At 67.8% G+C, this 16347-nt stretch carries 14 protein-coding genes; 6 read left to right on the forward strand and 8 right to left on the reverse strand.

Annotation, left to right across the window (positions count from 1 at the left end):
* Positions 1 to 22 precede the first annotated feature (22 nt).
* From EV645_RS06285 to EV645_RS06305, 5 genes are read right to left on the reverse strand one after another with little or no spacing between them, the layout of a single operon-like run.
* Positions 23 to 505: a MarR family winged helix-turn-helix transcriptional regulator gene (locus tag EV645_RS06285; RefSeq protein ID WP_130440655.1), complete on the reverse strand. Its 483-nt coding sequence runs from the start codon at positions 503 to 505 to the stop codon at positions 23 to 25.
* A 42-nt stretch (positions 506 to 547) separates the two neighbouring features.
* On the reverse strand, positions 548 to 1573 hold the full coding sequence (locus EV645_RS06290) for a copper resistance D family protein (RefSeq protein ID WP_130440657.1): 1026 nt from the start codon (positions 1571 to 1573) through the stop codon (positions 548 to 550).
* A complete protein-coding gene (locus tag EV645_RS06295; protein WP_130440659.1) occupies positions 1573 to 2079 on the reverse strand; it encodes a copper resistance CopC family protein in 507 nt (168 codons plus the stop codon). The genes EV645_RS06290 and EV645_RS06295 overlap by 1 nt, the downstream gene beginning before the upstream one ends.
* A 2-nt stretch (positions 2080 to 2081) precedes the next feature.
* The gene (locus EV645_RS06300; RefSeq protein WP_130440661.1) at positions 2082 to 2771 is read right to left on the reverse strand and encodes a YcnI family copper-binding membrane protein; all 690 of its coding nucleotides are present in this window, start codon (positions 2769 to 2771) and stop codon (positions 2082 to 2084) included.
* A gap of 46 nt (positions 2772 to 2817) precedes the next feature.
* Complete coding sequence (locus EV645_RS06305; protein ID WP_130440663.1) at positions 2818 to 3351, reverse strand: hypothetical protein; 534 nt, start codon at positions 3349 to 3351, stop codon at positions 2818 to 2820.
* Between the two features lie 170 nt (positions 3352 to 3521).
* Between EV645_RS06305 and EV645_RS06310 the strand changes: the two genes are divergently transcribed.
* The 5 genes from EV645_RS06310 to EV645_RS06330 all read left to right on the forward strand — a co-directional run bounded on the left by EV645_RS06310 (position 3522) and on the right by EV645_RS06330 (position 8788).
* Positions 3522 to 4046: a SigE family RNA polymerase sigma factor gene (locus EV645_RS06310; protein WP_198681484.1), complete on the forward strand. Its 525-nt coding sequence runs from the start codon at positions 3522 to 3524 to the stop codon at positions 4044 to 4046.
* Between the two features lies 1 nt (position 4047).
* Entirely contained in the window at positions 4048 to 4815 is a 768-nt protein-coding gene (locus EV645_RS06315; RefSeq protein ID WP_130440667.1) for a hypothetical protein, read from the forward strand.
* Between the two features lie 20 nt (positions 4816 to 4835).
* A complete protein-coding gene (locus EV645_RS06320; protein WP_130440669.1) occupies positions 4836 to 5672 on the forward strand; it encodes an ROK family protein in 837 nt (278 codons plus the stop codon).
* Positions 5673 to 5795: 123 nt separating this feature from the next.
* Entirely contained in the window at positions 5796 to 6485 is a 690-nt protein-coding gene (locus EV645_RS06325) for a pentapeptide repeat-containing protein (RefSeq protein ID WP_130440671.1), read from the forward strand.
* An 86-nt stretch (positions 6486 to 6571) separates the two neighbouring features.
* Complete coding sequence (locus EV645_RS06330) at positions 6572 to 8788, forward strand: NADP-dependent isocitrate dehydrogenase (RefSeq protein ID WP_130440673.1); 2217 nt, start codon at positions 6572 to 6574, stop codon at positions 8786 to 8788.
* A 53-nt stretch (positions 8789 to 8841) separates the two neighbouring features.
* On the opposite strand, the gene EV645_RS06335 is transcribed toward EV645_RS06330, so the two are convergent.
* On the reverse strand, positions 8842 to 9855 hold the full coding sequence (locus tag EV645_RS06335) for a metallophosphoesterase (protein ID WP_130440675.1): 1014 nt from the start codon (positions 9853 to 9855) through the stop codon (positions 8842 to 8844).
* Positions 9856 to 10012: 157 nt separating this feature from the next.
* On the opposite strand from EV645_RS06335, the gene proS reads away from it, so the two are divergent.
* Entirely contained in the window at positions 10013 to 11425 is a 1413-nt protein-coding gene (gene proS, locus EV645_RS06340) for a proline--tRNA ligase (protein ID WP_130440677.1), read from the forward strand.
* Here proS and EV645_RS06345 read toward each other — a convergent pair.
* Positions 11422 to 14922, reverse strand: a complete 3501-nt coding sequence (locus tag EV645_RS06345; RefSeq protein ID WP_198681485.1) for a discoidin domain-containing protein — start codon at positions 14920 to 14922, stop codon at positions 11422 to 11424. The two genes, proS and EV645_RS06345, sit on opposite strands and share 4 nt — an antisense overlap.
* A gap of 80 nt (positions 14923 to 15002) precedes the next feature.
* On the reverse strand, positions 15003 to 15986 hold the full coding sequence (locus tag EV645_RS06350; RefSeq protein WP_130440678.1) for a helix-turn-helix transcriptional regulator: 984 nt from the start codon (positions 15984 to 15986) through the stop codon (positions 15003 to 15005).
* Positions 15987 to 16347: the final 361 nt, after the last annotated feature.

Genomic DNA, 16347 nt, shown 5'->3' on the forward strand with positions numbered 1-16347 from the left:
CGCCGAGAGGGCTCGAGCAGTGTTAGTCGTCGCAGTCCGAGGGGGTGCAGGTGACCGGTAGGTCGGCGGCTATGCGGTCGAGGACGGTGGTGAGTTGGGCCTGCTCGTCAGCGCTGAGGCGGTTGAAGAAGTAGGCGCGGACGGCAGCGACGTGGTCGGGGGCGGCGGCGTCGATGGCTTTGCGGCCGAGTTCGGTGAGCCGGACCATCGAGCCGCGGGCGTCGGCGGCGCATTCCTCGCGGCAGACCAGGCCGCGTTTCTCCATCCGGCTGACCTGGTGGGACAGGCGGCTACGTTCCCAGCCGACGGACCGGCCGAGGTCGCGAGTCCGGAGTACGCCGTCTTCCGCCTCCGACAGCGGATGGAGCAGGGCGTAATCGGCGCCGGACAGGCCCGAATTGCCGATCATTCGCGCCTCGAGCGCGCGCATGAGCTCGCGATGCGTGTCCCGGTACGACTGCCAGAGCCGCGCCTCACGCTGATCGAGCCACTGCGGTTCACTCATGAAGACAGTGTACGGATATCTGTTGACATGTCATCGAGTCCGCTACGGCGTGCGCGACAAGGCGACCGCGAGGCCGATCGTGCCGGCCATCACCAGCAGTTCGAGTACGGCGAGCCGCCGGAACGCGACCGGATCACCCGCCTCCAACTGCGGCAGCGTGCTCTGCCGGTGCAGCTGCCCGATGATGACCAGCGTCGTGAACGCCAGGGTCTTGCCCAGCACCAACGCGCCGTACCCGCTCGTCACCCACTGCGTGATCAGGCCCCAGCCGTCCTGCCGGCCGCCGAGGTGGATCTCGGCCGTCAGCAGACCCGTGAGCCCGATCGTCACCGCGCACACCAGCGCGAGCGCGCTGAACACCTCGACAGCCTGGCGCGAACGCGAATACCGCAGTACGGCGCCCAATCCGCCGACCCACGCGGTCGCGGCGACAACGTGCACGACCAGCGAGGTCGTCGCGAGAACGGACCACGCGCTCGTCCGATCGAGCGCACCGTGCCCCGTCAGCAGTGGTCCCGTCAGAGCGGCAACCGTCAGTACGGCGGCAAGCCGCGCACCGCGCATCGTCTTCACGCCGCTCAACACAACAGCCAACACTGCGGTCAGTACGACGGCAGCCGCGAGGGCGCGCACCTGCGTGAGCTGACCAGCCGGCTCGGCATGCTCCGCCAGATGCGACAGCGGTATGCCGAGAATCACTGTCGCCGTGGCGATCAACCCGCCGATGCTTGCCACCGCCCAGATCCCGGCCGCCAACGCCGCGTCCTGGCAGGCCCGAATCGCCTTACTGCCAAGCTTTCCGCCATCCGCAGGCAGGAACAGCAGCACCGCCAGCACCGCTCCGCCGGTGGCGACGGCGGACGCGTCGGCGACGATCCGCAGTACCGGAACCGCCCAGGACACACCGAGGCCGGCGCCGAGCAGCCCGTCCACCGCCCGCTGCGGCGCACCGCCCGCGGCGTACAGCGCCGCCACCATCACAACGATGCCGGAGGCAACCATCCCGAGGATGAGCCGGCCGGCCCGCCCGACGGGGCGGACGGTGGCGGGCGGCAGCGGTTTGCTCATCAGGCCGCCGGGCGACGACGGACGATGACGATCGCGAGCGCCACGACCACCAGCATCACCAGGCACATCGCGACGATCGTGACCATACTGCCGTTGCCCTCGGAGGCCGCCGGCGTACCGGCGGGCTGCGTGGCGGGATGACCGGCGTGCGTGACGCTGAAGGACCCGGAGATCGTGATCGGGTGCCCGTCGGCCGATACGACCCGGGCCTCGACGGTGTACTTCCCGGCCTCGATCATCGCGCCGACCGGCTGGGTGACCGTGTTGTCGACCACCTCGGCGTCGCCGTTCGCGACGTTTTTACCGCTGGGCGAATTGACCTGCACCTGCGTCCCGTTCGACCCGACCGGTTCGTTGAAGGTCAGGATCACCTTCGTCGGCGGCGCGGCCATCGACGAACCGTCCGTCGGCGTCATCGACTCGAGCTTGGCGTGCGCCGCCGCCACGCCGGTGGAAACCACCAGCGTGAACAGCGACGCCACCAGAATTGCGATCAGTCGACGCACGGCTACTGCTTCTCCACAGGGGCAGAAGCCGGACGACGCGGCCGAAGCCCGAAGGCCAGGCCGATCAGCCCGACGAGCAGCCCACCAGCGCCGAGCCAGCGCGCCAATGTGTCCGACGTACCCTCCGACGTTGTCGCCGCCACCGGAGTGAGAGCGGCCGCCAGCTTCAGCGTCGGCGCCGGGTGCTCGGGCTCGTCCGCACCGTCCTTGGCGACGTCGGACCACTTCACCACCTCACCGTCGCTGTAGGTCTGCACGGCGGGGAAGCTCAGCGAGTCGACCCCGTCCGGCAGCCGGCCGACCGACAACGCGAACTCGTCGAAGTCGTTCGCCGGGATGCCGCCCGCGGTCGCGGTCCAGGTGACCGTGGTGATCGCCTTGGTCAGCGTCACGTCGCCGACCTTGACCTCGGCCGGCAGCTTCTCCTCTTTCTTCTCCACCTTCCATCCGTCCTTCACCTGCGCACCGACGGACGCGAACGGATGGTCCTTGGGCAGGCTGACGACGAGCTTGGTGGTGCTGGTGTTGTCGGACTCGGTCGGCACGCGGAAGACCAGCTTCGCGTACCCGCCGGGCTTGGCGTCCGGGGAGGACACCGTGACGTGCGCGGACGCCGATCCCGCGGCGCCGATCACGACCAGCGCGGACGCCGCGACGATCGCGCCGGCGCGCAGGACGAATCTCTTGGGCATGAGAGAACCTTTCAAGGCATACGAGTAATCCGGCCCGTAGGCCGGTTCAGACAGCAGCGATCACTCGTACGCCGGGAGGCCCGCGGCGGGAAACGTTCGACTCGAGCCATGACGCGGCAAGCCGCACCGGCGAGGACACCACGACGAACCTGCGGGCGCGCCCCGGCACCGGATGCAGAACCGGCAGCCGGGGAAGGAACCGCGCGAAGATGCGTACGACGCGCGTGATCCAACGGTGGGCCTGGCTGACCGCAAGCACGCCGGCCATCAGGACCGAGAGGTGCGTGGCGGTCATCATCAAGCTGCTGCCGACACCTGGCGACATCGCCATTCCGTCGTGCATGCTCGCCGAGTCCAGCGTGACGTGCACGAACAGCTGGACCGCGGCCAGGACGAGTGCCGTCAGCAACCGTTCCCCGGCGAGGTACTCCCCCAGCAGCCAGCACACCCCGGCCAGTGCAGCCAGCGGAGGTACGACGCCGAGCGGCACACCGCCGCCGCCCACGAGCACGTGACCGACCACCGCCACCGCGACGCTCAGCGCCGCGACCACGGACGTCGTCCTGCTCTCGGTCGGCATGTCATTCCCCTCGGCCACTCACTCTACGGACAGGAACGGGTCCGGGTTCCCTCGGTCGTCACCCGATGCTGACCCGCGGACCGCCGACCATGGAAAGAATCTTGCCGGATCGGTGCAACCTGGGGACGGGCCCACCACGTTTGACCCGGCATGACTGGGGAGGGCTGCGGGTGAGGGCGGAGACCGAGCAGGACTACGTCGAGTTCGTCACGCATCAAGCTAACGCTCTGTGCCGGACCGCTTACCTGTTGTGCGGTGACTGGCGTCGAGCCGAGGACGCGACCCAGGAGGCTCTCATCCGGCTGTATCGCGTCTGGGGGCGGATCCAGCGCAAAGGCGCTGTCGGTGCGTACGCGCGGAAGGTCGTGGTCTCGACGACCCTCGACGCGCTGCGCCGCAAATCGAGCCAAGAGGTCGTCGGTGGCGACGACTACTTCGTCAACGAGACCGAGCGCACCGATCCGCTCGGCGTACTCGAGGACCGCCTCGTGATCACCAAGGCCCTGGCCGAACTCCCTCCCCGGCAGCGTGCCTGCGTCGTACTGCGGTATTTCGACGAACTGTCCGTCGAGGAAACCGCCGCCGCCCTCGACTGCCGCCCCGGGACGGTGAAGAGCCAGACGTTGCGCGCCTTGGAGAAACTGCGTACGCACCCGGCCCTCGCCGAGCTTTCCGACCTGGCTGTGAGGGGTTGAGATGACAACTGAACTGAAGACCTTGCTGGGCCAGGCCGCCGATCGCCCCGCGACGTTCACGCCGGACGTGGCGGACCTGGTCGCCGCCGGACGGCACCGTACGCGGGTCCGCCGCGCCGTGATCTCGGGCGCGACGGCAGCTACCACTGCAACCGCCGTCATCGCCGTACTGCTGGTAGGACATCTCGGCAGGACCGCACCGCAGCCGGCGACCATAGCCCAGCCGAAGATGGTCACCGACCTGTGTGCCAAGTCCGACGACTTCTTCCGGACCGCGAACGACGACGCTTGGCGCCGGGAGGTGGTCAGCACCTGGACCGACAAAGTGGTCGAGGTGACCGACCTCGACGGCGCGATCACGGTACGACGCTCGCCGGACGGTTCGCAGTACGCGTACTGCGTGGCCGGAGTACCGATCAACGGCCGGCCGCTGGGTGGTTTCGGCGCGACGCTGCTCAACGTCGGCATCGTCACGCGCCCGTACCAGATCCAGCGCTACTGGAGCATGGCGTGCGGCGACGAGCCGGTCGACCGAGACGACCGGAGCACGTTGTGCATGGGAGTGCGTTACAGCTACGCGGGCCGGGTGCCGGAGGGAGTCACCCGGATCGCGTTCTCGGGCCTCGGGCAACATGCCGACGCCACCATCAAGGACGGCTACTGGGTCCACCGCGTGTACACCGACGACATCAGGAACGGGACCACCGACCCGATCTACATCACCATGTACAACGACTCCGGGAAGCAGGTGTTCAAGGAGCGGTACTGACTCTTTGCGATGATGTCCGGATGGACGTAGCGGTGCTGGAGATCGGGGGAAGCCACGTCACGGCGGCCGTGGTGCGGCCGGCGACATGGGACGTGACCGAGGTGGACCGGGCCAAGCTCGAGTCCCAGGCGGCCGCGGAGGTGGTGGTCGGGCAGCTCGCGGAAACGGCCCGGAAGTTGCCGCTGGCAAACGGTCTGGCGGTCGCGCTGCCCGGCCCGTTCGACTTCGGTACGGGCGTGGCGTGGTACCGCGGGCAGGGCAAGTTCGACCAGCTGTACGGGTTCAACCTCGGCGCCGCGCTGAGCGCCGAGCTCGGCATCGACCGGCTCCTGTTCATGAACGACGCGGAGGCGTTCGCGGTCGGTGAGTGGACGGCGGGCGAGGTCCGCGGCGTCGAGCACTGCCTCGGCGTCACGATCGGCACCGGCATCGGTACGGCGTTCCTTGCCGACGGACTGGTGGTCCGCGAGGGCGGCACGGTCCCGCCGGGCGGCGAGCTCTACAAGACGACGTACGCCGGGAAGCCGCTCGAGGACTCGATCTCGGCGCGCGCGATCCTCCGCCGGTACGCCGACCGCACCGGGACCGAGGCCGCCGGCGTCAAGGAGATCGCCGACCAGGCCCGGGCCGGCGACACCGCCGCACACGAGGTGCTGACGGCGTGTTTCACCGACCTGGCCGCCGCCCTCGAGCCCTGGCTGGCCCGCTTCGCCGTGACGAAGACCGTCCTCGGCGGCTCCATCTCCGGCGCCTTCGACCTCGTCACCCCGGCCCTCCCCTTCCCGGTCTCCGCCACCCACGACACCGAGCACTCCGCCCTGATCGGCGCCGCGGCGCACTACCTGCGCAGTGCGTGACGGATCTGCAGGCCATCACAATCCACCGAATCCCTCGCAGCCCCGCGGGCGGCGGGCCGGAGGCAGCGATTGTGGTGGCCTGGGGATCCGGCCGTTGTCGGTCGGCGTGGGTAGGTTGACGCCATGGCAACCAGGAAGTCCGCCGCAGCGATCGCCGGACCTCGACTGCGCTCGCAGCTCGAGCCGGCCACGCCCACGCCCGACGACATCGATGACGAGCAGCGGTTGCTCGACCTCGCACTGGACGACCTGGATCTCAGCGACCTGGAGGCCGAGCACGTCGAGATCAGCGGGTGCCGGCTGACCCGGTGCAAGCTGGCCGGGTCCGACCTGGACAAACTGATCCTGGTCGACACGGAGCTGGCCCAGTGCGACCTCGCGAACGCCCGCTGGGCGGACGCGGCGCTGACCCGGGTGGCGATCTCGGCGTCGCGGATGATCGGGTTCGCCGGGTCCGGGGCGAGCTTGCAGCACACAACGGTCCGGGACAGCGTGCTCGACTTCGGGTCATTCCGGTTCGCGAAGTTCGTGAAGGTCGAGTTCGCCGACTGCCGGCTGCAGAACGCCGACTTCGTCTCCGCGGACCTGACCGGGACGGTGTTCCGTGGCTGCGACCTGTCCGGCGTGGAGTTCTCCCAGGTCAAGGCGGCCAAGGCGGTGTTCATCGACTGCACCTGGGACGGCGCCAAGGGCCTGGCCTCGCTGGCCGGTGCGACGGTCGCGGCGGCATCCCCGATCGACACGTTGGCGTTCACCAGCGCGGTCACCGTGGCGAGCGGTATCACACTTGCTCACCCCGACGAGCTCGACTGACTGATCTCCGCAGCCGAGCCCCGCACGGGGCGTGAGCCTGCCCACGCCGGGGACGGCCCGGCCGGAACGCCCATTAGGGTGGGGCTGTGACTGACTCGACGATCATCTACACCCACACCGACGAGGCTCCGGCGCTCGCCACGTACTCGTTCCTCCCTGTCGTCCAGGCGTACGCCGGCCAGGCCGGTGTCGGAGTTGAGACCCGGGACATCTCACTGGCAGGCCGCATCCTGGCCCTCTTCCCGGAGTACCTGAAGGACGACCAGCGGATCGCGGACGCGCTGACCGAGCTCGGCGAGCTGGCCAAGACGCCCGAGGCGAACATCATCAAGCTGCCGAACGTCTCGGCCTCGCTCCCGCAGCTGAAGGCCGCCGTCGCCGAGCTGCAGTCCCAGGGCTACGCCCTGCCGGAGTACCCGGACGAGCCGAAGACCGACGAGGAGCGGGAGATCCAGGCCCGCTACGACAAGGTCAAGGGCTCCGCGGTGAACCCGGTCCTGCGCGAGGGCAACTCCGACCGCCGCGCGCCCGCCTCGGTGAAGAACTACGCCAAGACCCACCCGCACCGGATGGGCGCCTGGAGCTCCGACTCCAAGACCAACGTCGCGACCATGGACACCGACGACTTCCGGGCGACCGAGAAGTCGGCCGTCCTCGAGGCCGACGACGTACTGCGGATCGAGCTCGTCGGCGACGACGGGACGACCACCGTGCTGCGCGAGTCGATCCCGGTGCTGGCCGGTGAGATCGTCGACGCGTCGGTGCTGCACGTCGCCGCGCTGCGCGAGTTCCTGACCGCGCAGATCGCCCAGGCGAAGGCCGACGACGTGTTGTTCTCGGTGCACCTGAAGGCCACCATGATGAAGGTCTCCGACCCGATCATCTTCGGCCACGTCGTCCGGGCCTTCTTCCCGAACACGTTCGCGCAGTACGGCGACGTGCTCGCGAAGGCCGGCCTGACCCCGAACGACGGGCTCGGCGGCATCCTGCACGGCATCGCGACGCTGCCCGAGGGCGCGGAGATCAAGGCGTCCTTCGACGCCGAGCTCGCCGACGGCCCGAAGCTCGCGATGGTCGACTCGGACAAGGGCATCACCAACCTGCACGTGCCGTCGGACGTCATCGTCGACGCGTCGATGCCGGCCATGATCCGTACGTCGGGGCACATGTGGGGCCCGGACGGCGCGGAGCACGACACCCTCGCCGTACTGCCGGACCACAGCTACTCCGGTATCTACCAGGCGGTCCTTGACGACTGCCGCGCGAACGGCGCGTTCGACCCGGCCACGATGGGCTCGGTGCCGAACGTCGGCCTGATGGCGCAGAAGGCCGAGGAGTACGGCTCGCACGACAAGACCTTCGAGATCCAGACCACCGGTTCGGTGCGGCTGGTGAACACCGCCGGTGACGTCGTACTGGAGCAGGCCGTCTCGGCCGGCGACATCTTCCGCGCCTGCCAGACAAAGGACGCGCCGATCCAGGACTGGGTCAAGCTGGCCGTCAACCGGGCCCGCGCGACCGGCGACCCGGCGGTGTTCTGGCTGGACGAGACCCGGGCGCACGACGCCCAGATCATCGCGAAGGTGCAGACGTACCTGTTCGAGCACGACACCGAGGGCCTGGACATCCGCATCCTGGCGCCGGTCGACGCGATCAAGTTCTCGCTGGAGCGGATCCGCCGCGGCGAGAACACGATCTCGGTGACGGGCAACGTACTGCGTGACTACCTGACCGACCTGTTCCCGATCCTCGAGCTCGGCACCAGCGCGAAGATGCTGTCGGTCGTGCCGTTGATGGCGGGTGGCGGTCTCTTCGAGACCGGCGCGGGTGGTTCGGCGCCGAAACACGTGCAGCAGCTGGTCAAGGAGAACTACCTGCGCTGGGATAGCCTCGGCGAGTTCTTCGCCCTCGCCGCCAGCTTCGAACACCTGGCCCAGTCGACCGGCAACGCGCGGGCGCAGGTCCTGGCCGACACGCTGGACCGGGCGACCGCCACCTTCCTGAACGAGGACAAGTCGCCGACCCGTCGCGTCGGCGGTATCGACAACCGCGGCAGCCACTTCTACCTGTCCCTGTACTGGGCCCAGGAGCTGGCCAAGCAAACCGACGACGCCGACCTCGCCAAGGCCTTCACCCTCCTCGCCGAAACCCTGGCCGCCAACGAAGAAGCCATCGTCGCCGAGCTCCTGGCCGTCCAGGGCAGCCCGGTAGACCTCGGCGGCTACTACCAGCCCGACCCGGCCAAGGCCGCCGCGGTGATGCGTCCGTCGAAGACCTGGAACGACGCGCTCGCCTCAATCTGACCCAGCAGAACGCAGCGCCCGGTGCCCCATGTGGTCACCGGGCGCTTCGGCGTTCAGGAGGTGAACGGGACCCGCGTCCAGGTCAGAACGGCGGGATTGTGGGAGTCGATCGTGACGCGCAGGTAGTCGTTGTCGCCGGTCGACCCGTCCACGGTGATACGCGACAAGTTCTCCACCGGCGTGGTGACGCCGTAGAACTTGGTCCACGCCGAGCTCGCCGCGAGCGGCTTGTCGCTGTTGTAGACGTGGCTGTCGCCGTTGAACAGGTAGACCGGGCCGCGGAAGTTCGCCGCCTCGCGGGCGATCTCCTGCACGATCGGCTGGAACGCGTAGTAGTCCGCGAAGGCCGGGTTCGTCACGGTCGGGTCGAACATGTCTGCCTGGGTCAGCAGCACCACGGCCTTGTTGTGGTCGTCGCGGGCCTGGGCGAACGTGTCGTGGATGCTCTGCATCACTGCCGACGTCCGGTTCAGCACCTCGGCGGCCTGCTCGGGCGTCGGCGCGGTCTTGCCGGTCCACGGCGCCATACTGTTGTTGCTGCCAACGATGTGCAGAGCCGCGAAGGCGACGTCGTCCCGGGTGAACCGGACGTCTTCCGGGATGCCCTGCGCCGCTTGGGTCTCGACCTTCGCCGGGTGCCGCCCCAGCGTCCGGCCGGGCTGCGGGAAGAACACCTGCCGGACCTTCGCGAGCCGCTCCAACGGGTTGTAGCCGCCGTTGTTGGCCCGGTGGCAGTCGGTCCACTCGTTGTCGCCGACGGTGTAGACGAACGGGTCCGCGAACCGGTCGAACTGCGACTTCACCTGCGCGAAGTACTCATCGCTGCAGACCGACGAGCCGTCCTTGATGTCGCCGAGGTGGGTGACCAGCTTGACCGGCTTGTCCGCGTTGATCTGGTCGACCACCTTCGGGAACCGGGCGATCTGCGCCGGGCCGTAGGGAATGTCGCCGATCACGGCGAAGGTGTAGGTCTGTGGTCCCCGGTCTGCGGCAGCGGACGGAATGCCGACCGCCAGCCCGACCAGAGCCAGACAAGCAGAGATCACAGGCGCACGACGTACTCTCACAGTGTTCCTCCAGGTACGAGCGGATACGGGCCAACCTTTCGATCCGGTGATGAACGCCGGTGCACAGCGGCATGAACTTCACTGCCTGAGAGCCCGCTGAAGGCCCGCGCGAGAAATGCGTGGCCGGACCATCGATCGCCTTCCTACACTGGCGGGCATGACTACGACCCGTTCCGTGCTTGCTTCGCAGGCTACGGACTACCCCCGATGGTTCCAGGATGTGATTGCCAAAGCCGAGCTCGCCGACAACGGGCCCGTGCGGGGGACCATGGTCGTACGACCGTATGGCTACGGGATCTGGGAACTGTTGCAGGAGGCAATGAACCGCCGCATCAAAGCAACCGGCGCCGAAAACGCCTACTTCCCCCTCCTGATCCCCGAGAGCTACCTCCAACGTGAAGCCGAGCATGTAGAAGGCTTCAGCCCCGAGCTCGCCGTGGTAACGCACGCTGGCGGCAAACAACTCGAGGAACCCGCCGTCATCCGCCCCACCTCGGAAACCGTCATCGGCGAGTACATGGCGAAGTGGATCCAGAGCTACCGCGACCTCCCCCTCCTCCTCAACCAATGGGCCAACGCGGTCCGCTGGGAGCTGCGCCCCCGCCTGTTCCTGCGCACCACCGAGTTCCTCTGGCAGGAAGGCCACACCGCACACGCCACCTTCGAGGACGCCCGCGCGTACGCCACCAAGGTCCTGTACGACGTCTATCGCGACGTCATGGTCAACGTCCTCGCGATCCCGGTCACCCCCGGCCGCAAGACCCGCCGCGAACGCTTCGCCGGCGCGATCAACACCATGACCCTCGAGGCGATGACCGGCGACGGCAAAGCCCTGCAGATGTGCACGTCCCACGAACTCGGCCAGAACTTCGCCCGCGCCTTCGACATCAACTATCTGTCGAGCGACGGCGAACGCGAGCTTGCCTGGACCACGTCCTGGGGCAGCACCACCCGCATGGTCGGCGGCCTGATCATGGTGCACGGCGACGACGCCGGCCTCCGCGTCCCACCCACGGTCGCGCCGATCCAGGTCGTCGTGCTCGCCGTCAGGGACGAAACGGTCGAGGCTGCCCAGCGCATCGTTAAGGACCTCGAGGCCGCCGGCCTGCGCGTGCTGGTCGACGATCGCACCGACCAGCCGTTCGGCCGCCGCGCGGTCAACTGGGAGCTCAAGGGCGTCCCGATCCGGATCGAGCTCGGCCCGCGCGATCTGGCGGCCGACGCGGCAACCGTCGTACGCCGTCTCCGCGACTCCACCAAGACCGCCGTCAACCTTTCCGAGCTCACGTCAACCGTCGTCAACGCAATCGACGCCGACCAGGCGCATCTCCTGGAGGAAGCGACGGCTCGCCACACCGCACGCACCACTGCCGTGGCGACTGTCGACGAGGCCGTGGAAGCAGCCGCAGCCGGCTGGGCCAGCCTGCCGTACGCCGCAATCGGCGAGGAGGGCGAGGACCGTCTGGCCGAGTCCGGCATGACGGTCCGCTGCCTCCAACGCCCAGACGGCACCCTGCCGCTGGACGAGACCGAACCCGACCTGATCGCGTACGTCGCCCGCTCCTACTAGTTGTTGTAGGGCTCGGCCTCCAGCCTCGTGCCGGAGGCCGAGCTCGGCGTGGTCACGGTAATCGTGCGCGTCTCCCCCGGCAGCAGCCAGAAGTAGTTGTCGGAGTACGTCGCCGGCAGCACCCGCTCCCCCGCCCGATCCCGCAACGACACCCGCACCATCGCGGCAACCACCGTCCCGGTATTGCGAACCGTCGAGTTCCTGCCGCTCGACCGCACCTCTAAACGGGCCTTGGGCAACTCGTTGAGCTCCTGCATATCCGCAGGCTTTCGGTAGCGCCAATAGGTGTTCTCGGACAGCACACCATTGGCGCCCGTGAGCTTCAACCGAAGTATGTGAAGGTCAGGCAGCTCAGCTCCGAACGCCACCGCGAAGGCCTCACGCTTGTTGCTTCCTTCAACCGTTACAGCCTGGTTGCTAGTAGCAAGCAAATTGCCTGCGAGGTCGTAGAGGTCGGCTTCGACTGTTGCAGTCACCGAGTTGCGAGTGTGGTTGACGACGACCGTGGTCCAGTCGGTCTGATTGGCCTGGACATGGATCGCCTCGCAACCCTTGCGAGCACCGTAGTAACTGCCGTTGACGTCCAGGTCGTAGTCGTAGGTCTGCCAAACAGTCGAATGCCAGGCCGGATGCGACATCCACAGCAGCAACGCCGACGCGTCCGTCCACAAGTGCGCGTTCCAGGCCTCGAACATCGCGCGCATGTTCTCGTAGTTCACGAACTGCGCCTTGCGGGTGAATTCCTCCAGCCCGCTGGACGATCCGAGCCGCTCGTCGATCGCGCCGAGATACGTGTCCGGCCGCTGGTTGCCATGCATCGACCAGTCGTGGTGGTACCACGGCGTACCGATCGGCCACCCCGGATCGCCGTCGCCGACCAGATTGCGCATGCTCTCGACCACCGGGATCGTCGGCATGCCGATCTCGGTGTGGAAGCCGAAGTTGAACGTGTCATAGGTGTTCGGGTCGAAATACTTGACCGGGTCAACCCAGTAGTACGGCCCGTGCCCGGACACGAACCCGGCCGCCGAGTTCGGTAGGTAGAGGATCTCGTCGTCCTCTTCCCGGACCGCGGCGGTGATCGCGGCGTCGATCGCGGCCGGCGGGTTCTCCTCGTTCGCCCCGCACCAGATCACGATGCACGGATGCGTCCGGTACCGGACGATCGTGTCGCGCGCGATCTCGGCGTACCCGGGCAGGTCGTCGGTGAACGGGCCGGCCTCCCAGAAGTCGTTCCAGACCAGGATCCCGTTCTCGTCGCAGGCCTGGTAGAACTCCTCACGCGTACTCGAGCCGATCCAGTTGCGGATCATCGTGAAGTTCATGTCCCGATGCATGCCGATCACGGCCCGCAGCCTCTCCTCGGGCATCCGGCGCAGCAGCTCGTCCCAGCCCCAGTTCCCGCCCCGGCAGAACACGCGTACGCCGTTCACACTGATCTTCAACGGCACCGGCGCGTTGCTGACGTCCTCCACGTCGGTCCACGTGGCGCCGTCCTGCGACACCTGGATCGTGAACAGCGCCGCGTACGCCGTCTCCCACAACAACTCGACCCGGTCGAACGCCTTCGGCGCACCGAGATCCACCTGGATCCATTCGTCATCGTCGTACTGCGAGGACCAGCGGGTCCGGTCGTTCCCGTCGATGGCCTGCGCCGCCGGGCTCCCGTCGTCGGACGACGCGGTCGCCGTACCCGCGCGGGCCAGATCCACCGACGGATCGGACGAGTCGCGAATCGCCAACGTCCACAGCGAATAGCCCCATCCGGTCGCCCGCCGACGCCCTTGGATCCGCAGGTACTGCGCGGTCTGCTTCGAGAAGGTGACGGTCTGCGCAGCGCTGTTCGTCGCCGGGTCGATGACGATCGGCAGGTCGTAGTCGTACCCGAACTCGCGGATCCCGAAGGTCGTGGCCCGGCTGTCGCTCACCACCCCACCGACGCTCGCGGTCACGGTCAACTCGTGCAACGTGGGTTCGCCGCACCCGTTCGGCCACCACAGGTCAGGTTCGTCGATGGTTTCTGTATCGAAAGCCACGTCCGTGCTAGCGCCCGCCGGCATGGTGATGGACTTACTCGCAGTACGGCCAGAGAACTGGGCCTTCACCGTGACCGTGCGAGGCGCGTCGGCCGCGTTGCGGACGGGCACCGTGACGGCAACGGTCGCCCGATCGACGCTCGGCACCCTGGTCACCACACGCGGATCGCCCACGACCACATCGCCCGTGAAGCGCAACCGCACGTGGTTCCAGATGCCCGCAGCCCGGTCGCGGACCGCCGGCATCCAGTCCCATCCGGACGCGGCCAGCAACGTCGGCGAGTCGAGGTACAACGTGGCGGACTGGACGAACGACTGCCCCGAATCGCCTTTGTCACCAGCGGTTCCGGGATGCGGCATCGGCGTGATCTTCACCGCGAGCGCGTTTTTCGCCTTCAGAACCGCGGTGACGTCAAAGGCCGCGCGCGCGAACGGATGCTTGACCGTCCCCACCTGCGTTCCATTCAGCCAGACGTCGCCTTGATGGTTGATGCCGTCGAACTCGAGCCACACCCGCGACCCGTTCCCGGCCGGCCGGTCGAACTTCCGGTGGTACCACCAAGCGTGCCGGCTGAGCGCCTCCGGGATCTCAAGGTTGTTCATCCCCTCGACCGGATCCGGCAGGTGCCCCTGCTCGACCAGCGATCCGAGCACGGTGCCGGGCACTGTCGCGGGCAGCCACGTCGACGTGTCCCTACCCGGTTGCGCGAGTACGGCGCCATCCGTCGTACCGGCGAAGTCGTCCATCGTGAGCGTCCAGCCGGACTCGATCGGGAACGTCCCGTCATCCGCCTTGCGCAGCGACGGCGGCTTGTCGGTGTGCCGGCTCCAATCGGTCCAGCCCGTGGCCGGCGGGCGGGATGCCGTCGTGGTGCCCCAGACCTGTAAGCCGTTCACACCAAGGGCATTCGCGTTCGCCTGCCGCGTCCCGGTCAGACGCACGTACTGCGCGGTGACCGGACTGTCCAGCGCGATATCGACCGTACCTCCCGGACTGTTGGTCGCCTGATGAACCGTGTGCCAGGAGGCGCCGTCCGTCGAAGTGTCCACGCGGAAGTCGAGCGGCGAACTGGACAGCAACTCCTGACCGGTCGTGTTCCCGTACGGATTCCCGCCGGAGAAGTCGAACGCCGGGTCCTGCGCCGTCGCCTCGAACGTCAACCGCACCGCATCCACCCGGCATCGCCCCTGCAGATCCACCACGATCCACTGCGGATCGCCCCCGGCCGCCCGCCACCCGGAGCCCCGCACCCCCGGCACTGCGAGCCCGTCGACGACGAACTCGGGCGGCGTCGCGGCGTACGCACTCGACGAGGCGCGCACCGGGCGATAGCGCGCGAGATCCGTCGACGGAACAGCCGGAGCGGCTGCCTCCGAGGGAAGCGAGGGCAGCGTCAGACTGGCGAGGAGCCCGCCGCTCGTAGCCAGGAAGGCACGGCGGGACACAGGATCGAGCGGCACGAGGGCCTCCCAGGGGCGGTGGGATAATTCGGAATTAACAGCCCTCCGGAAGTTACTTCATGTCTTCAAGTATGTCGAGATCAGCGCGCCAAGTACTTGCGGACGTCATCGCTGACCTGCGCACGACTACGGAATCCGTACTTGCGAAGGATCGCACTCAGGTGCGTCTTGACCGTGTTGAGGCTGATGCCGAGCTCGACGGCCAGCTGGTCGTTGTCGAGACCGTCGGCCAGGAGTACGGCGACCGTCTGCTGCGTCTTGGTCAGGCTCACGAACCGGCGCTCGGGCCCCTCGTCGGTCTCCATCAGCATCTCGATCAACTCGGACTGGATGTGCTCGGTCGCGTCGATGATCCGCTCGAGATGCGTCCGTACGGCGGCACTCACGTCGGGCTCGGTCTCCGCCTCCGCTGCGATCTCGCGGATTGATGCGACGCGGTGGGTCAGGTACTCCATCACGTGGTCCGACGTCAGCAGGTTCGGCCCGACATCACCCGCGGGCAGTCGCCGCAAGGCGTCGCGGTCCTCGCCTTCACGGGTCAGCACCCGCTCCACCACAGAGCACAGCCACTCAAACGCGCGGACGGCGTTGTCGTCGTACGACTTGGGCTCGTAGCTCTGCATCGACAACAGCCCGAACAGCTGATCGGGCCCGTCCTTCGACGGCCGGAAGATCGGCACCGTCACCGCATCCTCGGACCGACGCCCCAGATCCCCCACCGGTACGCCGGCATGCAGCGCGAACCCGTTGTCATAGGCGAACCGGTACGTCTGCCGGTGTTTCACCACCCACGCAGTCTGCCCGTTCGGCCCGAAATTGTGGGTATCCGGGTTCACGTAGTGGCCCTTGTCGTAGCCGTACGGGTACCGCACCCGGTTGCTGCCCTGCAGGAATCCGACGAAGAACGCGTCGACGCGCGCGACCTTGCCGGCTACGACCCGGACGTAGTCGTACAGGCCGTAGTGGTCGGAGCGGAACAGCGCTTCGATCTTGTGGTAGGCCTCGCGCAGGACGATCGCGGTCTCTGCGTCAACCCGCAGCGGGGCGCCCCTGTCTGACTCCACAACGTCGGCTCCCCACACAGCACGGCAGCATCGATCCCTTGACTATGCCGCTGTACCAGCGACTTGCCAAGCGATGCCCGATGATTGTGGACAGATGTTGTGGAGCGACGGCGGTCGCGGGCGGTGAGTGTGAGTTCCCGAGTCGCCCTCCCAAGCCTCGGCCGAACTCTCCTGCACCACCCGCGACCACGAGTGGGACACCTGTAACTGTTGAGCCCCCGCGTCGATCGATCCCACGCCCCCTGCGAGATCGGCGACCCCCCGACGGTCGTTCGGTGTCCCTTCCTCCCCCCGCTGACTACACGGTGCCACCGAACGCCGAGGGTGACCATCGCCCTCCGCATGACCTTGTTGTGCCCTC

It is taken from the genome of Kribbella rubisoli, assembly GCF_004217145.1.
Classification (GTDB): Bacteria; Actinomycetota; Actinomycetes; order Propionibacteriales; family Kribbellaceae; genus Kribbella; species Kribbella rubisoli.